The sequence below is a fragment of the Streptomyces sp. NPDC086766 genome, assembly GCF_044746005.1.
Classification (GTDB): domain Bacteria; phylum Actinomycetota; class Actinomycetes; order Streptomycetales; family Streptomycetaceae; genus Streptomyces.
On sequence record NZ_JBIVBI010000023.1, the window covers coordinates 33,397 to 48,703 of the forward strand.

The window sequence follows — 15,307 nt, forward strand, 5'->3', positions numbered from 1 at the left end:
TCACTCCACCCCCGCGAGGCGGCCGGCACCGGGATTCTTGGAGACGGGGTCGGGGACCGCTTCCGAGGCGTGTCGCTCGAGCGGGTGCGCGAGCCCGACCTGGACGGCGGTCACCTTGTACTCCGGGCAGTTGGTCGCCCAGTCGGAGCTCTCCGTCGTGACCACGTTCGCGCCCGTCACCGGGTGGTGGAACGTGGTGTACACGACGCCCGGCGGCATCCGGTCGGACACCTTCGCCCTCAGGGTCGTACTGCCCACCCTGCTGGCCAGCGTCACCAGGTCGCCGTCGGTGATGCCGCGGTTCTCGGCGTCCAGCGGATGCAGTTCGAGGACGTCCTCCGCGTGCCAGGCCACATTGCCGGTACGGCGGGTCTGCGCGCCCACGTTGTACTGGCTGAGGATGCGGCCCGTGGTCAGCACCAACGGGAAGCGCGCGGTGGTGCGCTCGTCCGTGGGGACGTACGCGGTGACGACGAACCTGCCCTTGCCCCGGGTGAACTCGTCCACGTGCATGGTCGGAGTGCCTTGCGGCGCCGCGTCGTTGCACGGCCACTGGACGCTGCCGAGCTTGTCGAGGAGCTCGAAGGAGACGCCCTGGAACGTCGGCGTCACCTGGGCGATCTCGTTCAGGATCCGACCCGGGTCGTCGTAGGACATCGGATAGCCCATGGCGGTGGCGATCTCGCAGACGATCTGCCACTCGTGCTTGCCCGACTTCGGCTTCATCACCGAACGGACCCGGTTGACCCGGCGCTCGGCGTTGGTGAACGTGCCGTCCTTCTCCAGGAACGAGGCTCCGGGCAGGAAGACGTGCGCGAACTTCGCCGTCTCGTTCAGGAACAGGTCCTGCACCACGACCAGGTCCATGGCCGCGAGCGCGGCGCTGACGTGCTGGAGGTTCGGATCGGACTGGGCGATGTCCTCGCCGTGCACGAACAGGCCCCTGAACGAACCCTCGATCGCCGCGTCGAACATGTTGGGGATGCGCAGGCCCGGCTCTGCCAGCAGCTCGCGGCCCCACAGCTCCTCGAACACGGTGCGCACCGCGTCGTCGGAGACATGCCGGTAGGCCGTGAACTCGTGCGGGAAGGAACCCATGTCGCAGGAGCCCTGCACGTTGTTCTGGCCGCGCAGCGGGTTGACGCCGACGCCCTCGCGCCCGATGTTGCCGCACGCCATCGCGAGGTTGGCCATTCCCATGACCATGGTGGAGCCCTGACTGTGCTCGGTGACACCGAGGCCGTAGTAGATGGCGGCGTTGGGCGCCGCCGCGTACAGCCGTGCGGCCGCGCGGAGTTCGTCCGCCGGAACACCGGTGACCGGCTCGGTCGCCTCGGGGCTGTTCTCGGGCCGGGCGACGAACTCGGCCCACTCCTCGAACCCTTCGCACCGATCCGCGACGAACCCGCGGTCCACCAGGCCCTCGGTGACGACGACATGGGCGATCGAGTTGATGACGGCGACGTTGGTGCTCGGCTTGAGCTGGAGGTGGTGCGCGGCCTCGACGTGCGGGGAGCGCACCAGGTCGATACGGCGCGGGTCGACGACGATCAACTCGGCGCCCTCGCGCAGCCTTCGCTTCATCCGCGAGGCGAAGACCGGGTGCGCGTCGGTGGGGTTGGCGCCGATCACCATGATGACGTCGGCCTCGGCCACCGAACGGAAGTCCTGGGTGCCTGCGGACTCGCCGAAGGTCTGCTTCAGCCCGTATCCGGTGGGCGAGTGGCAGACCCGGGCGCAGGTGTCGACGTTGTTGTTGCCGAAGGCCGCGCGCACCATCTTCTGCAGGACGTAGACCTCTTCGTTGGTGCACCGTGAGGAGCTGATGGCACCGATCGAGGCCGGGCCGTAGGCGTCCTGGATGGCACGCATCCTGGTGGCGACCGTCTCGATGGCCTCCTCCCACTCGACCTCGCGCCACGGGTCCGTGATCCTCTCGCGGACCATCGGCTTGAGCTTGCGGTCGGGGTGGGTGGCGTAGCCGAAGGCGAAGCGGCCCTTGACGCAGGAGTGGCCCTCGTTCGCCCCGCCATCCTTGTAGGGCACCATCCGGACCAGTTCATCGCCGCGCAGTTCGGCCTTGAAGGAGCAGCCGACCCCGCAGTACGCACAGGTCGTGATCACCGAACGGGACGGCATGCCGAGCTCGACGACCGACTTCTCCTGCAGGGTCGCCGTCGGGCAGGCCTGCACACAGGCACCGCACGAGACGCACTCGGAGTCCAGGAAGGACTCGCCGGCGCTCGCGGCGACCTTGGAGTCGAACCCGCGGCCCTCGATGGTCAGCGCGAAGGTGCCCTGGATCTCGCCGCAGGCGCGTACGCAGCGCGAGCAGGCGATGCACTTGGACGGGCTGAAGTCGAAGTAGGGGTTGCTGGTGTCGGGTTCGGCGTCGAGGTGGTTCTCCCCCTCGTAGCCGTAGCGCACCTGGCGCAGGCCCACCGCGCCCGCCACGTCCTGCAGTTCGCAGTCCCCGTTGGCCGAGCACGTCAGGCAGTCCAGCGGATGGTCGGAGATGTACAGCTCCATGACGCCCTGGCGCAGCTTCTCCAGTTTGGGCGTCTGGGTGCGGACGACCATCCCCTCGCCGCACGGGGTGGTGCAGGACGCGGGAGTGCCGCGCCGCCCGTCGATCTCCACCAGGCAGAGCCGGCAGGAGCCGAACGGCTCCAGGCTGTCCGTGGCGCAGAGCTTGGGGACGTCGATGCCGGCGAGAGCCGCCGCCCGCATCACCGAGGTGCCCTCCGGCACCGTGACGGACAGTCCGTCCACCTCGACCGAGACGGTCGCCTCGCCCGGTCGCTCCGGGGTGCCGAAGTCGGGTTCCTTGAGCAGTGTCACGCCGTTCCCTCCTTCCTCGCAAGGAAGTCGTCGGAGAAGTGTGTGAGGGCGCTGCGCACCGGCATCGGGGTCAACCCGCCCATGGCGCACAGCGATCCGTCGGTCATCAGCTCGCACAGGTCCTCGAGCAGCGCGAGGTTGCCGTCGCGGTCCTCACCGGCGACGATCTTGTCGATCACCTCGACGCCGCGCACCGAACCCACGCGGCACGGTGTGCACTTGCCGCAGGACTCGGCGGCGCAGAACTCCATCGCGAAGCGGGCCTGCGCGGCCATGTCGACCGAGTCGTCGAAGACCACGACTCCCCCGTGCCCCAGCATGGCACCGGCCGCGGCGAACGCCTCGTACTCCATGGGCAGATCGAACGTCGAGACCGGCAGATAGGCTCCGAGCGGCCCGCCCACCTGCACCGTCCGCACGGGACGTCCGGAGAGCGTGCCGCCGCCGAAGTCCTCGACCAGCTCGCGCAGCGTGACCCCGAACGCGGTCTCCACGATGCCTCCGCGCGCCACGTTGCCGCCGAGCTGGAAGACCTGGGTGCCGCGCGAGCGCTGGACCCCCAGCTCCTGGTACGCCTTCGCACCGTTCGCCAGGATCACCGGGACCGTGGCGAGGGTCAGGACGTTGTTGACCACGGTCGGCTTGCCGAACAGGCCCTGGATCGCGGGGATCGGCGGCTTGGCGCGCACTTGGCCGCGCCTGCCCTCCAGGCTCTCCAGCATGGAGGTCTCCTCGCCGCAGATGTACGCGCCGGCGCCGACCCGTACGTGCAGGTCGAAGTCGAGGCCCGAGCCGAGGATGCGCTCGCCCAGCCAGCCCTGCTCGCGAGCGATGCCGATGGCGGCGCGCATCGTGGCCACCGCGTCGGGGTATTCCGAGCGGATGTAGAGATAGCCCTCGCTCGCCCCGACCGCGTGGGCGGCGATGGTCATGCCCTCGATGAGCATGAACGGGTCGCCCTCCATGACCATGCGGTCCGCGAAGGTGCCGCTGTCGCCCTCGTCGGCGTTGCAGCAGACGAACTTCAGCTCGTCGGCGCAGTCGAGCACCGTCTTCCACTTGATGCCGGCGGGGAAGCCGGCCCCGCCGCGCCCCCGTAGCCCGGACTGCGTCACCGCGGCCACGACGTCGGCGGACGGCAGCGCAAGTGCCCTGCGCAGACCGGTCATTCCGCCATGGCGTTCGTAGTCCTCCGGGGAGAGCGGATCGACGATGCCGACCCTGGCGAAGGTGACCCGGTTCTGGCGGGCCAGCCAGGGCAGTCGGTCCACCACGCCGAGCCGCAGCGGGTGTTCGGCTCCGTCCAGGAGGCCCGTGCCGACGAGGTCCGGCACGTCCTCGGGGGCCACCGGGCCGTAGCCGACGCGTCCCTCGGGCGTGACCACCTCGACCAGTGGTTCCAGCCAGAACATTCCGCGTGAGCCGTTGCGCACGATCTCGGTCCGCCTGCCCTGGGCGGTGGCGGCCCTTTGGACCGCCTCGGCCACCGCGTCCGCGCCGACGGACCGCGCCGACGAGTCGCGCGGGACGTACACCCGCACCAAGGGGTTCGGGTCCTGGGCCGGGTTCGGGGCCTCGTCCCGGGTCGCGTCCTGGCTCCTGTCCGGCGTCATGAGGTCACCGCCTGGTCGAGCACCGAGCGCAGGCGCTCGGCGGTCATGCGCCCGAGGACCTTGCCGTCCACCTCGACGGACGGGCCCAGGGCACAGTTGCCGAGACAGAAGACCTGCTCCACGGTGACCGAGCCGTCCGCACGGGCCCCGCCGATCGGGGAGCCCGCCTGCTGGGCGCAGTCCACCAGGTCCGCCGCACCGAGGGCCTGACAGGCCTCCGCCCGGCAGATGCGCACCGTGGTGCGTCCGGCGGGCGCGTCGCGGAAGTCGTGGTAGAAGGTGATCACGCCGTGCACATCGGCCCGGGACAGGTTGAGCTCCCGGGCGAGCAGCGGGACGGCCTCCTTCGGTATGTGGCCGAGTTCGGCCTGGACCGCGTGCAGGATCTCCAGCAGCGGGCCGCGCTCGCCGCGATGGGTCGCGACGATCGCACTGATGGCGGCCTCTGTCGTCACGTCACTGACGCTCGTCGTCATGAATCCTCCCCCTCACCGTTGCACGCATGTGCATCCCTGCCCTTGCTCGGTCGGCTCCACGGGGTGGTGATCGACGAGCCCGGCGATCCCGCCGCCCTGCTCGTGCGGTGCATAACGCCCCTGATTCACGTACTGAGTTCTGTGGTGAGCCTGGTTCATCGAATACTGTATGCACCTTCGGCCCCCGCGCCTACCGTGCGGAGCAAGCGAGTTCACCCTGGGGCTCCCAGCCGTCGCCGCATCGGAGCAGCCGGCGCCGCGGTGCGGCGCGGGTCAGCCCACGGCTTCGGCCAAGGCCGGCTCGGTGTCCGCCGCGGGCAGCGCGGCCAGCCAGGCGCGGACGGTGCTCAGGACTCCGTCGGGCCCGCCGTCGTCCTGGGCGAGCATCGCGTCGGCCGGAATCAGCACCGGGTCGGCGCACACCGTGGCCGTCCCGCTGCCGCGCGGCCCGGCGCCGCTGGGGCGGGCCGGCACATGCAGACCGGGGGCGTCCGCGGGGACCAGCCACAGGGTCTGCCCCGCACCGCCGCCGACGACCGGGGCCGAGGACCAGATGTAGCTGTCGGCCTCGCCCGCCCCGACGACGTCACGCTTGCGCGCGTGCAGTGCCACCACGCCCCCGGCACGCCGGGCCGCCGAGGCCCCGGGGCCCGCACCGCCCGGTCCCCCCTCGTCGGCGTCCGCCAGGGCGAGGGTGCTGAGGTGCTGTCCTGCGGCCACGTTCCTGCGCACCCACGGGGAGCCGTACTCCTCGATGAAGGCGACGGCGGCGTAGTGGGAGCGGAGCACGGCGCCGGTCGCCGGACACAGGCGCGACACCTGGTTCACGACGTCGGCGGCCTCGGTGAGCCCGAGGCCCCCGCCGCCGAGGTCGGCACAGACGGTGAGTCCGAGGATGCCGGCCTCGGAGAGGGCCGCGACCGACGCGCGGGGGAACCTCGCGCCGAGGCTGGCCTGTTGGGCCGAGGAGGCGATGGCGCTGCTCAGGACGGAGGTGAGGGCGGAGCGGTACGACATGGCGGCTCCTTGAAGGTCTCGGAGAATTGCATACTGTATACCGCCCTGCCCCGGCTATCCATGCCTCCGGCGACGAATGCTCTTCCGCAACTTCCCGACGGCGCACCCCGGCCGCCTTCCGGCCACGTCCTGACGAACGCCCGGTGCACGGCCTCCACGCACGTGCCGGCACAACCCTTGTCAGCGCCAAACCGGATACTGTAGACAGAATGAAATCGGCCATTCGATGAGCGCCGTCGGCACTCGCATCCGCCCCCCTGTGCGCGGCCCCGAGTTCCGCGGCTCTCCGCATGGACGTGCACACAGGCGTGCCACGCCCGGCTCGGAGCGCGGCAGCACCGTGCGCCTGCCGAAGAGGTGACACGTGGCACGAGAACGGGACCGGCCGGCGGGTGCGCCCCCTGGTCGGCCGGTCCCAACTCGCCACAACCGCATGCTCATTGACCGTTCGGATGCGGGCGGGCGCAAAACGTCGGCCGACGTTCACGCCACTGCGTCACGACGCGGCGAGCGTCGCGATCAGGCCGGGGCGGACTTTCCTGTGACGGCACGACGGGGACAGCGCCACGGTCAGGCGCCGGCGCCGCCGCCGTCGAGGCGCTCGATGCCGTCAGTGATCCACTGCATGTCCGTCACGGACGGGCCCCTGCTGTCGGCGTCGAAGCCGAAGCCGAGCAGCAGATAGCCTCCCTGGACCCGCGGCGAAGGGAACACCACCGCTTCCACGACGGCCCCGGGCCCCTTGCCCGTGCTGACCCTCCAGCGGATGAAGTACCCCGTCCGGCCCGCGACCGTCACAGCCCCCGCGGCGGTCTGACGATGTCCGGTGATGCCGCCGTAGTCCTTCCGGCCGCTCGTGTTGGTGCCGTACGTGCTTCTTGCGACCTCGCCGATCTCGGCCTGCGCCAGCTCCTCGAGGGTCAGGTCGCCAGGATGGGCGATGACCCGCGTGTACGCCCCGCCCGGCAGGCAGTAGTCGGCGGGCACCGCCGGACAGTGGTACACGGTGCCGTACCCGAGGCCCGCGCCGGTCTTGGTGGAGGTGCCCCGCCAGCCGCGCAGCACGGGGACGCGGAGGCCGTTGGCCGTGTCGTCGACGTGCCCGGTGACGGCCGGGCGCGGCCCCGGGGGCCGGTTCCCGCCACGGGCGCGATTCTCGCCGGCGGATCCGGTAGGGCTCGGCTGGGCGCGGTGCGACGCCGACGGGCTCGGCGTGTGCCGGTCAGGCGCGGCGGGCCCGTGGGCCGCCGACGGAACCTTGTGTCCTCCGTCGCCGCCGGTCAGCACCACCGCCGCTGTGACGCCCCCGGCGACCAGGACGAGGGCGCCGGCCAGGAGGCCCACGACCAGGCCGCGGCGCCGCTTGCCCCCGGAGGGCGGCTGCGGCACCTGCACCTGCTCGGTCCAGTTCGTGCCGTCCCACCACCGAAAGCCCGCCGGGCCGCCGCCCTCATGCCACGGGTCCGGATACCACCCAGGAGTCGCCATGTCCACGGCGGAACCTTACCCTCACGCACTGACGGCGCGGCCACCGAGTTCGACCGTCCCGCCCGCCTCACAGCGGTGTCACGAAAGCGCCCGAAATCCCGCCGGCCACAGGGAAGTCGACGGCGTTCACGAAAGAAGGAGTCGTCGCCGGCTGGGAACGCGACCGCCGCGGCGATCTCCTCGGCCTCCGCGAACCGGCCGGCCGGAATCCCGCACCTCGCTCTTGCCCGGGGAAGAGGCGAACCGGCGCCCTCGATCGGAGGGCGCCGGTCGACCGGGCGACGGCAGGACGGCGTCCCGGCTGTCCGTACCGCTAGGGCATCAGCTGATACTCCGGGAAATTGCCCGGCAGGCGCTCGCCCGCGGGGCCCACGGTGACGGCCCGGACGAGGAGTTCGCCGCCCACGAAGGCGCCGCGCCACGACGCACCGAAGCCGCCGAAGAGCTCCTCGCGGTCGCCGCGCGAACGGGGTTTGCCGTGGCCCACCTTGAAAGCGCGGATCTGCGGGGCGAGCCTCTCGTACGTCTGCCGGTCGTCGGTCGACAGGGTGGCGACCAGGGCGCCGTTGGAGGCGTTCATCGCGGCGAGCAGTTCCGCCTCCGTGTCGACCAGGACGATGGTGTCGACCGGGCCGAAGGGCTCCGCGTGGTGCAGCGGTGAGGACGGGGGCGGGTTCAGGAGGGTGACGGGCTGGACGTAGGCGGAGGTGTCCTGGCCCGGCAGGAAGAAGGCGTCCGACTCGTCGCCGCGGTACAGCGGGACGGCGCCGCGGTCGACGGCCTCCGCCACCTGGTCGTGGAGTTCCTTGGCCTTGGCCGCCTTGATGACCGGGCCGAAGTCCATTACGGGATACGGGTCCTCGGGGTGCTCCACGGCCAGCGGGTGACCGACGCGCAGAGTGCGGACGGCCGGGAGGTAGGCGGCGAGGAACTCGTTGAAGAGGGAGCGCTGGACGACGAAGCGCGGGTAGGCGGTGCAGCGCTGCTTGCCGTAGTCGAAGAGCTTGGGGATCACGGCGGTGAGCGCGTCCCAGTCGGAGAAGTTCCACAGGCCCCAGGTGTTGAGGCCCTCCTGCTCCAGGATGTGCCGCTTGCCCAGGTCGGCGACGGCGGTGGCGACGGCGGCGCCGGTGTCGCGGCCGCCCACGAAGGAGACGCAGCCGATCTCGGGCGCCCGCACCAGCGCCTCGGAGAGCTCTCCCCCGCTGCCGCTGACCAGGGTCACCGGGATGCCCTCGCGGGCGGCGAGCGCGCAGGCCAGGGTAAGGCAGGCGAGGCCGCCGTCGGTGGGAGTCTTGGCGATGACCGCGTTGCCGGCGAGTGCCTGCACCAGCATGGCGTGGACGAGGACGGACATCGGGTAGTTCCAGCTGGCGATGTTGGAGACGGGCCCGTCCAGCGGGACGCGTCCGTCCAGCATGGGCTCGATGCCCTCGATGTACCAGCGCACGCCGTCGATCGCGCGGTCGACGTCCGCCTGGGCGAGCCGCCACGGCTTGCCTATCTCCCAGACGAGGAGGAGGGCGAGGAGTTCACGGTGCTCGGTGAGGGCGTCGAGGGTGGCGGCGACACGGGCCCGCCGTTCGCCGAGGGGTACGTGGCGCCAGGCGCGGTGCTGGTCGAGCGACGCCCGGACCGCGGCGCCGGCGGTGTCCCCGTCCAGGCGGGGCGGCCCGGCGATGGGGCTGCCGTCGACGGGACTGGTGGCGGGCAGTGCCCGGCCGTCGGCCTGCCACGAGGCGTTCCAGAGGTTGAGGACACGGTCCTCGCGGAACGCCTCGGGGGCGACGGCCAGGCAGCGCCGCCAGGCGTCGGTCCAGGCGGTGCCGGACTTGAGGGTGAGGGTGGGAGTGGTGGTGTTGTCGAGGATCGATGCCATTGTTTTGCTCCGCTCTCGGTGCACAGTCGGGGGCGGTTCGCATGGCGTGCAGGTCGCGCTGTTGCACGGTCGTACGGATCGCACGGAGCGCACCCGCCCGACGGACGGGGCGCGGTGGGACGTATCGCGCGGTGGGGCGCGTCTCGTGGTGGTTTCGTGGCGCGCGGCGGAACACGGCGGACAGGGGACCAATGGCCGTAGTGCCCGGGCGGGACGCCGGTCACCGCCCGGGCACACGAGGGGGGACGTCACCCGCCGATGGCCTGCAGGGCCAGCCGGGCCGTTTCGGTCGGTGTGCTTCCCACCCGTACGCCGACGGCTTCCAGGGCCGCCTTCTTCGCCTGGGCGGTGCCGGAGGATCCGGAGACGATGGCGCCGGCGTGGCCCATGGTCCTGCCCTCGGGCGCGGTGAAGCCGGCGACGTAGCCGACGACGGGCTTGGTGACGTGCTCGCGGATGTAGGCCGCGGCGCGTTCCTCGGCGTCGCCGCCGATCTCGCCGATGAGGACGACGAGTTCGGTGTCGGGGTCGTCCTCGAATGCCTGGAGGCAGTCGATGTGGGTGGTGCCGATGACGGGGTCGCCGCCGATACCGACGCAGGAGGAGAAGCCGATGTCCCGCAGCTCGTACATGAGTTGGTAGGTGAGCGTGCCGGACTTGGAGACCAGGCCGATCCGGCCGGGCTTGGTGATGTCGGCGGGGATGATGCCCGCGTTGGACTGTCCGGGGCTGATCAGCCCCGGACAGTTGGGGCCGATGATCCGGGTGCCCTTGTCCTTCGCGTACGAGGTGAAGGCGACGGCGTCGTGGACGGGGATGCCCTCGGTGATGACGACCGCCAGGCCGATGCCCGCGTCCGCGGCCTCGATCACCGCGGCCTTGGCGAAGGCGGGCGGCACGAAGACGACGGAGACGTCGGCGCCGGTCGCCTCCATGCCCTCGCGGACGGAGCCGAAGACCGGCACGCTGCGGTCGTCGAAGGCGACGCTCTGCCCGGCCTTGCGCGGGTTGACGCCGCCGACGACCTCAGTGCCGGCGGCGAGCATCCGGCGGGTGTGCTTCACGCCCTCGGCGCCGGTCATGCCCTGGACGAGGATCTTGCTCTCCTTGGTGAGGAAGATGGCCATGTCCGGGCTCCTTACGAGGCGTTGGCGAGGTCGGCCGCGCGCTGGGCGGCGCCGTCCATGGTGGTGGCCTGCTGGACGAGCGGGTGGGCGTGCCCGTGGAGGATGGCGCGGCCGCGGGCCGCGTTGTTGCCGTCGAGGCGGACCACGAGCGGGCGGGTCAGCTCGACGGTGTCCAGGGCCTGGACGATGCCGTCGGCGACCGCGTCACAGGCGGTGATGCCGCCGAAGACGTTGACGAAGACGGACTTGACGTCCGGGTCGGACAGGATGACGGAGAGGCCGTCGGCCATCACCTGGGCGGAGGCCCCGCCGCCGATGTCCAGGAAGTTGGCGGGCCGGGCACCGCAGCCGGCGATGACGTCGAGGGTCGACATGACGAGCCCTGCGCCGTTACCGATGACGCCGACCTGGCCGTCCAGTTTCACGTAGTTGAGGCCCTTGGCCGCGGCGGCGGCCTCGAGGCGGTCGTCGTGCTCCACCGTGTCGGCCGCCCAACGGGCCTGTCGGAAGCGTGCGTTGTCGTCCAGGGTGACCTTGCCGTCGAGGGCGAGGATCTGGCCCTGGCGGGTAAGGACGAGCGGGTTGACCTCGACGAGCAGGGCATCGTCGCGGACCAGTACCTGCCACAGCCGCATGAGGACGTCCGCGGTGCGCTCCGGGAGTCCGGCGGCGGCGGCGATCCTGGCGGCGACGGCGGAGGTGACGCCCTCCTTGGGGTCGACGGGGATGCGGGCCACCGCCTCGGGGCGCTCGGCCGCGACCTCCTCGATCTCCATGCCGCCCTCGGCCGACGCGATGGCGAGGAAGCCGCCGGCTGCCCGGTCGAGGACGTAGGAGACGTAGAACTCCCGGTCGATGTCGACGGGTTCGGCCAGCATGACCGTGCCTACGCGGTGGCCGCGGATGTCCATGCCCAGAATCCGGCGTGCCGTCTGTTCGGCGGCGGCCGGGTCGGCGGCGAGCTTGACTCCGCCCGCCTTGCCGCGCCCGCCGGTCTTCACCTGGGCCTTGACGACGGCACGTCCGCCGAGCCTGCGGGCGATCTCCCGGGCCTCCCTGGCCGAGTCGGTGACCTCCGCGCGCGGCACCACGATGCCGTGCTCCTCGAAGAGTTCCCTTGCCTGGTGTTCGTACAGGTCCATTCCGGCTCCTGTTCAAAAATGCCGCACGCCCCCTGGACACCACCCACCGGATGCGGGATAACAAGCTTCATACAGTATTCGTCGACTGTATGCAATGTACCGCGTGGGCGGTGCACCCCCTATGAAGGGACGGACTTCGTGATGTCTGACGACAGCCTTGACCAGCAAGAACCGCACGACGGGACGGGCCTTCGTCATGCCTGACGAGGGCCGGGCGGCCCCCGCCCGGACCGCTCTGGACGCCTATGCCCCAGGAATCACGAACCACCCGATGCACAAGTGAGGTGACCCGGTGACGACCGAAACTTCCGCGACCACACCTGCCGGAAAGGCCCTCGACGGCATACGTGTCCTCGACATGACCCACGTCCAGTCCGGACCATCGGCGACCCAGCTGCTCGCCTGGCTCGGCGCGGACGTCATCAAACTGGAGGCGCCGTCCGGTGACATCACCCGCAGGCAGCTGCGCGACATCCCGGACGTCGACTCGCTCTACTTCACGATGCTGAACTGCAACAAGCGGAGCATCACCCTCAACACCAAGTCGGAGCGCGGCAAGGAGCTGCTCACCGAGCTGATCCGGCGCTGCGACGTGATGGTGGAGAACTTCGGCCCCGGCGCGGTGGACCGGATGGGCTTCACCTGGGAGCGCATCCGGGAGATCAACCCGCGGATTGTCTACGCCTCCATCAAGGGCTTCGGCGAAGGCCCCTACACCAACTTCAAGGCCTACGAGGTGGTCGCCCAGGCGATGGGCGGCTCGATGTCGACGACCGGTTTCGAGGACGGGCCGCCGACTGCGACCGGCGCCCAGATCGGCGACTCCGGGACCGGTGTGCACATCGTGGCCGGCATCCTCGCCGCACTGCTCCAGCGGGAGCGCACCGGACGCGGGCAGCGGGTCAACGTGGCCATGCAGCACGCGGTGCTCAACCTGTGCCGGGTGAAGCTGCGCGACCAGCAGCGCCTGGCCCACGGCCCGCTCGCCGAGTACCCGAACGAGGACTTCGGCGACGAGGTTCCCCGCTCCGGCAACGCCTCCGGCGGCGGCCAGCCCGGCTGGGCGGTCAAGTGCGCGCCGGGCGGCCCGAACGACTACGTGTACGTGATCGTGCAGCCCGTCGGCTGGAAGCCGCTCAGCGAGCTGATCGGCCGCCCCGAGCTGGCCGAGGACCCCGAGTGGGCGACGCCCGAGGCCCGGCTGCCCAAGCTGGGCAAGATGTTCCAGCTGATCGAGGAGTGGTCCTCCAGACTCCCCAAGTGGGAGGTGCTGGAGAAGCTCAACGCCCACAACATCCCCTGCGGGCCGATCCTCTCCACCAAGGAGATCATCGAGGACCAGTCGCTGGTCGCCAACGAGATGGTGGTCAACGTCCCGCACCCCGCGCGCGGCGAGTTCAAGACCGTGGGCAGCCCGCTCAAACTGTCCGACTCCCCGGTGGACGTCAAGCGGTCGCCGCTGCTCGGTGAGCACAACGAGGAAATCTTTGTCGGCGAACTCGGCCTCGGTGACGAGGAGTTGCGCCTGCTCAAGTCGAACGGAGTGATCTGATTTGATGGCCGATGACCGTCTGGAGCGGGTCCGTGCGCTTCTCGACGCCGTACGCGCCGAGGGACGTACGGGACTGACCGCCCCCGAGGGCAAGGTGATCGCCGACGCGTACGGGATCGCCGTACCGGGTGAGGAACTGGCGAAGAGCGCCGACGAGTCGGTCGCCTTCGCGGCCCGCTTCGGCGGACCCGTCGTGATGAAGATCGTCTCCCCCGACATCCTGCACAAGACCGACGCCGGCGGCGTGATCGTCGGCGTCCAGGGCGCGGACGACGTCCGAGCCGCCCACGACAAGATCATCGAGAACGCGCGCGCCTACGCCGCCGACGCCCGGATCGACGGCGTGCAGGTGCAGGAGCTCCTGCCGAAGGGGCAGGAGGTCATCGTCGGCGCGGTCACCGACCCCACCTTCGGGAAGGTGGTCGCCTTCGGGCTCGGCGGCGTCCTCGTCGAGGTCCTCAAGGACGTCACCTTCCGTCTGGCGCCGGTCGACGAGGCCGAGTCGCTGTCCATGCTGGACTCCATCCGCGCGGCCGAGGTGCTGCGCGGGGTGCGCGGAGGGGCCGCGGTCGACCGGGAGGCGATCGCCGAGCAGATCCGCCGGGTGTCGCAACTCGTCGCGGACTTCCCCGAGATCGCCGAGGTGGACCTCAACCCGGTGATCGCCACGCCCGAGGGCGCGGTCGCCGCGGACATCCGCGTCATCCTCAGCGAATCGGAGCCCGAGCCGCGGCGCACCTTCACCCGCGAGCAGATCCTCACCTCGATGCGCCGGCTGATGCAGCCGTCGTCGGTGGCGGTGATCGGCGCCTCCAACGAACAGGGAAAGATCGGCAATTCGGTCATGCGCAACCTCGTCGACGGCGGCTTCTCCGGGGAGATCCACCCGGTGAACCCCAAGGCCGATGACATTCTCGGCCGCAAGGCGTACAAGAGTGTCACGGACGTTCCCGGTGAGGTGGATGTGGCTGTCTTCGCCATTCCCGCCAAGTTCGTGGCCGCTGCGCTGGAGGAGGTGGGACGCAAGAACATCCCCAACGCCGTCCTCATCCCCTCCGGGTTCGCGGAGACCGGCGAGCACGAACTCCAGGCGGAGATCGTGGCGATCGCCGAGCGGCACGGCGTCCGGCTGCTCGGGCCGAACATCTACGGCTACTACTCGACCTGGCAGGACCTGTGCGCCACGTTCTGCACCCCCTACGACGTCAAGGGCGGGGTGGCGCTGACCTCCCAGTCCGGTGGCATCGGGATGGCCATCCTCGGCTTCGCCCGCTCCACCAAGACGGGCGTGTCGGCGATCGTCGGGCTCGGCAACAAGTCCGACGTCGACGAGGACGACCTGCTGACCTGGTTCGGCGAGGATCCGAACACCGAGTGCATCGCGATGCACCTGGAGGACCTCAAGGACGGCCGGGCGTTCGTGGCCGCCGCACGCGAGACGGTGCCGAAGAAGCCCGTCGTGGTGCTCAAGGCCGGGCGTACGGCGGCCGGCGCCAAGGCCGCCGGCTCGCACACCGGCGCCCTCGCGGGCGACGACGCGGTGTACGACGACATCCTGCGGCAGGCGGGCGTGATCCGGGCCCCGGGCCTCAACGACATGCTCGAGTACGCCCGTGCCCTGCCGGTGCTGCCGGCGCCCAAGGGCGACAACGTCGTGATCATCACCGGGGCCGGCGGCAGCGGCGTGCTGCTGTCGGACGCGGTCACGGACAACGGCCTGTCGCTGATGGAGATCCCGCCGGACCTGGACGAGGCGTTCCGCACGTTCATCCCGCCCTTCGGGGCGGCCGGCAATCCGGTGGACATCACCGGGGGCGAGCCGCCGTCGACGTACGAGGCGACGATCCGCCTGGGCCTGGAGGACCCGCGCATCCACGCGCTCGTCCTCGGCTACTGGCACACCATCGTCACCCCTCCCATGGTCTTCGCCGAGCTCACCGCGCGCGTGGTGGCCGAGTTCCGCGAGCGCGGGATCGAGAAGCCCGTCGTCGCGTCGCTGGCCGGCGACGTCGAGGTCGAGGAGGCCTGCCAGTACCTCTTCGAGCGAGGGGTCGTGGCCTACCCGTACACCACCGAGAAGCCGGTGGCGGTGCTGGGCGCCAAGTACCGGTGGGCCAAGGCTGCGGGGCTGCTCTGATCCGGCTTCCGGTGGCGGGCCGCGCGAACGAAGGG

The 15,307-nt window shown here is 70.8% G+C and carries 10 protein-coding genes and 1 pseudogene; 2 read left to right on the top strand and 9 right to left on the bottom strand.

Features of this window, described 5'->3' with window-relative positions; all coding sequences use genetic code 11:
* From fdhF to sucC, 9 genes and pseudogenes are all read right to left on the bottom strand, one after another.
* Positions 1-2,841, bottom strand: coding sequence for a formate dehydrogenase subunit alpha (fdhF, locus tag ACIPM1_RS30255; RefSeq protein WP_402440002.1), 2,841 nt, complete (start codon positions 2,839-2,841; stop codon positions 1-3).
* Complete coding sequence (locus tag ACIPM1_RS30260) at positions 2,838-4,454, bottom strand: formate dehydrogenase beta subunit (protein WP_402440005.1); 1,617 nt, start codon at positions 4,452-4,454, stop codon at positions 2,838-2,840. The genes fdhF and ACIPM1_RS30260 overlap by 4 nt, the downstream gene beginning before the upstream one ends.
* Complete coding sequence (locus tag ACIPM1_RS30265) at positions 4,451-4,930, bottom strand: NAD(P)H-dependent oxidoreductase subunit E (RefSeq protein ID WP_402440007.1); 480 nt, start codon at positions 4,928-4,930, stop codon at positions 4,451-4,453. Before ACIPM1_RS30265 ends, ACIPM1_RS30260 begins: the two co-directional genes overlap by 4 nt.
* 273 nt (positions 4,931-5,203) lie before the next feature.
* The gene (locus tag ACIPM1_RS30270; RefSeq protein WP_402440009.1) at positions 5,204-5,947 is read right to left on the bottom strand and encodes an acyl-CoA dehydrogenase family protein; all 744 of its coding nucleotides are present in this window, start codon (positions 5,945-5,947) and stop codon (positions 5,204-5,206) included.
* Positions 5,948-6,517: 570 nt separating this feature from the next.
* On the bottom strand, positions 6,518-7,435 hold the full coding sequence (locus ACIPM1_RS30275) for a DUF2510 domain-containing protein (protein ID WP_402440012.1): 918 nt from the start codon (positions 7,433-7,435) through the stop codon (positions 6,518-6,520).
* A gap of 67 nt (positions 7,436-7,502) precedes the next feature.
* Positions 7,503-7,644 (bottom strand): annotated as a pseudogene (locus ACIPM1_RS30280) (short-chain dehydrogenase); the annotation flags it as partial.
* Positions 7,645-7,748: 104 nt separating this feature from the next.
* Entirely contained in the window at positions 7,749-9,314 is a 1,566-nt protein-coding gene (locus ACIPM1_RS30285) for an aldehyde dehydrogenase family protein (RefSeq protein ID WP_402440015.1), read from the bottom strand.
* 248 nt (positions 9,315-9,562) lie between these two features.
* Positions 9,563-10,441, bottom strand: coding sequence for a succinate--CoA ligase subunit alpha (gene sucD, locus ACIPM1_RS30290; protein WP_402440017.1), 879 nt, complete (start codon positions 10,439-10,441; stop codon positions 9,563-9,565).
* Between the two features lie 11 nt (positions 10,442-10,452).
* Positions 10,453-11,583 carry an ADP-forming succinate--CoA ligase subunit beta gene (gene sucC, locus ACIPM1_RS30295; RefSeq protein WP_402440019.1) on the bottom strand — a complete coding sequence of 377 codons (1,131 nt, stop codon included), beginning with the start codon at positions 11,581-11,583 and terminating at the stop codon, positions 10,453-10,455.
* A 292-nt stretch (positions 11,584-11,875) separates the two neighbouring features.
* Here sucC and frc point away from each other — a divergent pair, with 292 nt between their 5' ends.
* Positions 11,876-13,135, top strand: a complete 1,260-nt coding sequence (gene frc / locus ACIPM1_RS30300; protein WP_402440021.1) for a formyl-CoA transferase — start codon at positions 11,876-11,878, stop codon at positions 13,133-13,135.
* 4 nt (positions 13,136-13,139) lie between these two features.
* On the top strand, positions 13,140-15,272 hold the full coding sequence (locus ACIPM1_RS30305; protein ID WP_402440024.1) for an acetate--CoA ligase family protein: 2,133 nt from the start codon (positions 13,140-13,142) through the stop codon (positions 15,270-15,272).
* Positions 15,273-15,307 lie beyond the last annotated feature (35 nt).

Coding starts and splice junctions, on each gene's coding strand:
- ACIPM1_RS30305 (WP_402440024.1), top strand. CDS start 13,140: ATGGCCGATGACCGTCTGGAGCGGGTCCGTGCGCTTCTCGACGCCGTA.
- ACIPM1_RS30265 (WP_402440007.1), bottom strand. CDS start 4,930: ATGACGACGAGCGTCAGTGACGTGACGACAGAGGCCGCCATCAGTGCG.
- sucC (WP_402440019.1), bottom strand. CDS start 11,583: ATGGACCTGTACGAACACCAGGCAAGGGAACTCTTCGAGGAGCACGGC.
- ACIPM1_RS30285 (WP_402440015.1), bottom strand. CDS start 9,314: ATGGCATCGATCCTCGACAACACCACCACTCCCACCCTCACCCTCAAG.
- ACIPM1_RS30275 (WP_402440012.1), bottom strand. CDS start 7,435: ATGGCGACTCCTGGGTGGTATCCGGACCCGTGGCATGAGGGCGGCGGC.
- ACIPM1_RS30270 (WP_402440009.1), bottom strand. CDS start 5,947: ATGTCGTACCGCTCCGCCCTCACCTCCGTCCTGAGCAGCGCCATCGCC.
- ACIPM1_RS30260 (WP_402440005.1), bottom strand. CDS start 4,454: ATGACGCCGGACAGGAGCCAGGACGCGACCCGGGACGAGGCCCCGAAC.
- sucD (WP_402440017.1), bottom strand. CDS start 10,441: ATGGCCATCTTCCTCACCAAGGAGAGCAAGATCCTCGTCCAGGGCATG.